The sequence below is a fragment of the Streptomyces katrae genome (assembly GCF_000966975.1).
Taxonomy (GTDB): Bacteria; Actinomycetota; Actinomycetes; order Streptomycetales; family Streptomycetaceae; genus Streptomyces; species Streptomyces katrae.
On record NZ_JZWV01000207.1, the window covers coordinates 1 to 4820 of the forward strand.

Genomic DNA, 4820 nt, shown 5'->3' on the forward strand with positions numbered 1-4820 from the left:
GGGCACTGCACCGCCGAGGCCACCGCCGTCGAGGCCGGGCTCGCCGCCGCCGACGTCGGCCGGCACTTCCCCGACCACGAGCAGCTCCTGCTGGGCGTCCTGCTGGACAGCTCCGCCTCCGTCGCCGCCTCCCTCGCGGCCGTCGCCGAGAGCTACCTGGCGGAGATCCACGACCTGCGCGAGGACCTGATCGCGCTGGGCCGGGCCTGGCTGGCGCCGCTGGAGGCCTTCCGCGAGCACTTCGCGATCGTCCGGCACATCAGCGCCGAGGTCACCCACCTGCCCGCCGAGGCCGTCGACAAATGGCAGGCCACCGGCCCCCGCCAGGCCCGCCGCGAACTGGCCCGCCGCCTCCAGCAGGTCGCCGCCCGGGGCCTGCTCGACATCGCCGACGCCGACCAGGCGGCGGAGCGTTTCATCCTGCTGGTCCCCTCGTCCGTCGTCCAGCGCTCCTTCCACGGCGCGCTGCCGCTCGGACGCGTCGAGGAGGACGCGCTCATCGCCGACGGAGTCGACGACTTCATCCGCCTGTACGGCCCGGCCTCCCGCTGACCCGCCGGCCCGCCGACCCCGCCGATTCCCGGAGAGAGTGGAAACAATGCACAGCAACCTGATCGTGGCGCGGATGGACGTCCGTTCGAGCGCCGAGGTGGCCAAGATCTTCGCCGAGTTCGACCGCACGGACATGCCGGAGCGCATGGGCACGCTCCGCCGGCGGCTGTTCTCGTACAACGGGCTCTACTTCCACCTCCAGGACTTCGCCGAGGACGACGGCGGCGAGCGCATCCAGCAGTCCCGCAACGACCCGCGGTTCATGCGCATCAGCTACGACCTCCAGCCCTTCATCCAGCCGTACGACCCGGAGACCTGGCGCTCCCCGGCCGACGCGATGGCCACCCGCTTCTACGACTGGACGGCGACGGAGTGATGTCCGCGACCGCAGAACCGACGGGAGGGCACCGCTCGTGGGCCGCCGGGTAGTCATCACGGGCATCGGGGTGCTGGCGCCGGGAGGCATCGGGGTCAGCGAGTTCTGGGACCTGCTGAGCTCGGGGCGCACGGCCACCCGGGAGATCACCCACTTCGACGCCTCCCCCTTCCGCTCCCGGGTGGCGGCCGAGGCCGACTTCCTGCCGGAGCTCCACGGGCTGACCGACCAGGAGATCCGCCGCATGGACCGCGCCGCCCAGTTCGGGGTGGTCGCGGCGCGCGAGGCGGTGGCCGACAGCGGGATCGAGCTCGCCGGGCTCGACCCGTACCGCACCGGTGTCAGCATGGGCACCGGCGTGGGCGCGGTCTCCAGCCTCGACAAGGCCTACCGGGCGGCCACCGACCACGGCCGGCTCGCGGCGGTGGACCACATGCGCGCCCCCGCCGACCTCTACGACCACTTCGTACCCGGCTCCTTCGCCACCGAGGTGGCCTGGGCGGTCGGCGCGGAGGGTCCCGCCACGGTGGTCTCCACCGGCTGCACCTCCGGGATCGACTCGGTCGCGCACGCCGTCGACCTCATCCGCGAGGGCAGCGCCGACGTCATGGTCACCGGCGCCACCGACGCCCCGATCACCCCCCTCACCCTGGCGTGCTTCGACGCGATCAAGGCGACGACCAGCCTCAACGACGACCCGGCACGGGCCTCCCGGCCCTTCGACGCCACCCGCCGGGGCTTCGTCCTCGGCGAGGGCGCCGCCGTGTTCGTCCTCGAGGAACTGGAGAGCGCCCGCCGCCGCGGCGCGACGCCCTACGCGGAGATCGCCGGCTACGCCTCCCGCTCCAGCGCCTTCCACATGACGGGACTGCGCCCCGACGGCCGCGAACTGGCCGAGGCCATCACGGTGGCGCTCGACGAGGCGCACCTGAACCCCTCCGACCTCGACTACGTCAACGCCCACGGCTCCGGCACCCGGCAGAACGACGCCCACGAGACGGCCGCCTACAAGCTGGCGCTCGGCCCGTACGCCCACCGCACCCCGGTGAGCTCGGTCAAGTCGATGATCGGGCACTCGCTGGGTTCCGTCGGATCCATCGAGATCGCCGCGTCCGTCCTCGCGATGCGCCACCACCTCGTGCCGCCGACCGCGAACCTGCGCACCCGGGACCCCCAGTGCGACCTCGACTACGTCCCGCTCGTCGCGCGGGAGCACCGAACCGATGCCGTCCTCACCGTCGGCAGCGGCTTCGGCGGGTTCCAGAGCGCGATGGTGCTGGCCCGGCCCGACAGGAGGACCGCATGAGCGCCCGAACCCTGGTCACGGGCATCGGCGTGGCCGCCCCCAGCGGGCTCGGGGTGGAGGACTTCTGGGCGGCGACCCGGATCGGCAAGAACGCCATCGGTCCGGTCACCCGCTTCGACGCCTCCTCCTACCCCTCGCGCCTGGCCGGGGAGATCCACGGCTTCGAACCCGCGGAACACCTGCCGGGGCGGCTCGTCCCGCAGACCGACCGGGTCACGCAGCTCGCCCTCGTCGCCACCGACTGCGCGTTCGAGGACGCGGGACTGGACCCGGGGGACCTCCACCCCTGTGACATGGGCGTGGTCACCGCGGCCGGGTCCGGGGGCTCCGAGTTCGGCGAGAACGAACTGCGCAAGCTCTGGAGCCAGGGGCCCAAGCACGTCAGCGCGTACCAGTCCTTCGCCTGGTTCTACGCCGTGAACACGGGCCAGATCGCCGTGCGCAACGACCTGCGCGGACCCACCGGCGTCCTCGTCGGGGACCAGGCCGGAGGGCTCGACGCCCTCGCCCAGGCGAGGCGCCGGCTCCGCAAGGGCAGCCGGCTGATCGCCGCCGGCGGCTTCGACGCCTCGATCTGCTCGCTCGGCTGGGCCGCGCACCTCGCCGCGGGCGACCTGTCCGTCAGCGAGGTGCCCGAACGGGCCTACCTGCCCTTCGACGCGGCCGCCTCCGGCTACGTACCGGGCGAGGGCGGCGCGCTGATCATCCTGGAGGACGAGGAGGGCGCGGTCGCCCGCGGGGCACGGGACGCCTACGCCGAGTTCGCCGGCTACGGCGCCACGCTCGACCCCCGTCCCGGCAGCGGCCGCGAACCCGGCCTGCGCCGGGCCGTCCTGGCGGCGCTCGCCGACGCCGGCTGCCATCCGGCCGAGGTCGACGTGGTCTTCGCCGACGGGGCGGGCGTGCCGCGGCTCGACCGGGAGGAGGCCGAGGCCATCACCGCGGTCTTCGGACCGCTCGGCGTGCCGGTCACCGCGCCCAAGACGACGACCGGGCGGATCGGTGCGGGCGGAGCGCCCGTCGACGTGGTCTCGGCGGTCCTCTCCATGCGGGAGGGGCTGATTCCGCCGACCACCAACGTGGAGCTCTCGCCCGCGTACGACATCGACCTGGTGGCCGTCCGGCCGCGGACGGCGTCCGTGCGCACCGCGCTCGTCCTCGCGCGCGGCCGCGGCGGCTTCAACTCCGCGGTGGTGCTGCGCGCGCTGGACTGAGCGGCCCGCGTCCGTCCTCGCCGCCTCCGCCGTCGGGGGCGGGCGCTCGGGCGGGCGCTTGGGCGGGCGCTTCCCATGCCCCGCACCGAACTCCCGCAGCCGGAAACACCGGTGCGGTACACCGATGAAGGGACCCCACGTGTCCAAGCAGGAATTCACCTTCGACGACCTCAAGCGCATCCTCCTGGAGGGCGCCGGAGCCGACGAGGAGGTCGACCTCGACGGCGACATCCTCGACACCGACTTCGAGTCGCTGGGCTACGAGTCGCTGGCGCTGCTCGAGACCGGCAGCCGGATCGAGCGCGAGTTCGACATCACCCTGGACGACGACATCTTCGCCGACCACACCACCCCGCGCTCGCTCGTCGAGGCCATCAACGCGAGCCTCAAAGTCACGGTCGACGCCTGAGCCGCGCGGGCCGGCCGGGCCGGCCCGCGCGGCCGTCCCGGCCGGGCCCACCGGAGCCGCGGCCCCTTCGAGGGGGCCGCGGCTCCGGCCTCCCGCCACCACCCCTCCGCCCCCACCCCCGCCCACAGAAAGGGAGTACGCCCATGGCCATCGATCAGGACCTCACCGAGACCCAGGTGATCGTGGTCGGCGCGGGCCCCGTCGGACTGCTGCTCGCCGGAGAACTCCGGCTGGCGGGCACGGACGTGGTGGTGCTCGACACGCTCACCGCCCCGACCTCGGAATCGCGGGCTTCCACCCTGCACGCCCGCACGATGGAGATCCTCGACAGCCGGGGCCTGCTGGACCCGCTCGGCGAGGTACCGCACGACAGCACCGGGCACTTCGGGGGCATCCCCCTCGACCTCGGCCTGCCCGGCCCCTACCCGGGGCAGTGGAAGGTCGCCCAGACCCGCCTGGAGGAAGTCCTCGGGGAATGGGCCGCCGACCTGGGCGCGGACATCCGGCGCGGTCACGAGCTGACCGGCCTCGCCGAGACGCGGGACGGGGTGACCGCCACCGTACGCACCGAGGACGGACAGCTGTCCCTGCGGGCCGCGTACGTCGTCGGCTGCGACGGCGAGAACAGCGCCGTCCGCCGGCTGGGCGGCTTCGAGTTCCCCGGCACCGACGCCGAACGCGAGCTGCTGCGCGCGGACGTCGCCGGCATCGACATTCCCAATCGCCGCTTCGAGCGCAGGGACGGCGGCCTCGTCATCGCCGCCCGCCGGCCCGACGGGGTCACGCGGGTGATGGTGCACGAGTTCGGGGCGCGGCCCCGGGCCGGGCAGCCCTCCTTCGAGGAGGTCGCCGACAGCTGGAAGCGCATCACCGGCGAGGACATCGGCGGCGGCACCCCGCTGTGGGTGAACTCCTTCGGCGACGCCTCCCGGCAGGCCTCCGAGTACCGGCGGGGCCGGCTGC

At 73.9% G+C, this 4820-nt stretch carries 6 protein-coding genes; all 6 read left to right on the forward strand.

The window, feature by feature from the left end; translation table 11 throughout:
- Positions 1 to 552, forward strand: a 552-nt coding sequence (locus VR44_RS09470) for a TetR/AcrR family transcriptional regulator C-terminal domain-containing protein (RefSeq protein ID WP_045946964.1), incomplete at its 5' end; no start/stop codon positions are given.
- 46 nt (positions 553 to 598) lie between these two features.
- Positions 599 to 928 (forward strand): TcmI family type II polyketide cyclase, encoded by a 330-nt coding sequence (locus VR44_RS09475; protein ID WP_045946965.1) that lies wholly within the window; start codon positions 599 to 601, stop codon positions 926 to 928.
- A gap of 37 nt (positions 929 to 965) precedes the next feature.
- Positions 966 to 2234 carry a beta-ketoacyl-[acyl-carrier-protein] synthase family protein gene (locus VR44_RS09480; protein ID WP_045946966.1) on the forward strand — a complete coding sequence of 423 codons (1269 nt, stop codon included), beginning with the start codon at positions 966 to 968 and terminating at the stop codon, positions 2232 to 2234.
- Positions 2231 to 3448, forward strand: a complete 1218-nt coding sequence (locus tag VR44_RS09485) for a ketosynthase chain-length factor (RefSeq protein WP_045946967.1) — start codon at positions 2231 to 2233, stop codon at positions 3446 to 3448. Before VR44_RS09480 ends, VR44_RS09485 begins: the two co-directional genes overlap by 4 nt.
- A gap of 139 nt (positions 3449 to 3587) precedes the next feature.
- Complete coding sequence (locus VR44_RS09490) at positions 3588 to 3857, forward strand: acyl carrier protein (RefSeq protein WP_045946969.1); 270 nt, start codon at positions 3588 to 3590, stop codon at positions 3855 to 3857.
- 143 nt (positions 3858 to 4000) lie between these two features.
- Positions 4001 to 4820, forward strand: an 820-nt coding sequence (locus VR44_RS09495) for an FAD-dependent monooxygenase (RefSeq protein WP_045946968.1), incomplete at its 3' end; no start/stop codon positions are given.